Source organism: Virgisporangium aurantiacum (genome assembly GCF_016863635.1).
GTDB classification, from domain to species: domain Bacteria; phylum Actinomycetota; class Actinomycetes; order Mycobacteriales; family Micromonosporaceae; genus Virgisporangium; species Virgisporangium aurantiacum.
In genome coordinates this window covers 1-779 of record NZ_BOPG01000202.1, presented here as the reverse complement: position 1 = coordinate 779, position 779 = coordinate 1, and the positions used below count along the sequence as shown (strand labels likewise).

2 protein-coding genes are annotated in these 779 nt (G+C 66.8%); both read left to right on the top strand.

Annotated features, from left to right (window positions below; genetic code table 11):
* Positions 1 to 66: 66 nt before the first annotated feature.
* Entirely contained in the window at positions 67 to 654 is a 588-nt protein-coding gene (locus Vau01_RS63045) for a flavodoxin family protein (RefSeq protein WP_204015496.1), read from the top strand.
* A complete protein-coding gene (locus Vau01_RS65000; protein ID WP_275424079.1) occupies positions 651 to 779 on the top strand; it encodes a hypothetical protein in 129 nt (42 codons plus the stop codon). The genes Vau01_RS63045 and Vau01_RS65000 overlap by 4 nt, the downstream gene beginning before the upstream one ends.

Below are 779 nucleotides of genomic sequence, written 5' to 3'. Positions count from 1 at the left end.
GTGTAACGCCTGGCCGACCCGGCCGCACTGCAGTACCGACATCTGTTACCGGAGGTGGGACCGACCGTGACCGAGACCCGCTACGACGACCTGCGGGCGTTGTTCATCAACTGCACCCTGAAGCGTTCCCCGGAGTTGACGCACACCGGCGGCCTGATCGACGTCAGTGCGAACATCATGCGCACGCACGGCGTGCGGGTCGACGTGGTCCGCGCGGTCGATCACGCCATCGCCACCGGTGTGTGGCCGGACATGACCGAGCACGGCTGGGACGCCGACGAATGGCCCGCCATCTACCGTGATCTGGTCCTGCCCGCCGACATTCTGGTCATTGCCGGGCCGATCTGGCTCGGTGACAACTCCTCGGTCACCAAGCAGGTCATCGAACGTCTCTACGGCTGTTCGCACCTGCTCAACGACGCGGGCCAGTACGCCTACTACGGGCGGGTCGGCGGGTGCCTGATCACCGGCAACGAGGACGGCGTCAAGCACTGCGCCATGAACATCCTCTACAGCCTGCAGCATCTCGGGTACACCGTCCCGCCGCAGGCCGACGCCGGGTGGATCGGCGAGGCCGGCCCGGACCGTCCTATCTGGACCCGGGTTCGGGCGGTCCGGACAACGACTTCACCAACCGCAACACCACGTTCATGACGTGGAACCTGCTGCACCTGGCCCGGATGCTCAAGGACGCCGGCGGCATTCCGGCGCACGGCAACCAGCGCAGCGCCTGGGATGCGGGGTGCCGCTTCGACTTCGCCAACCCCGAATACCGGTGA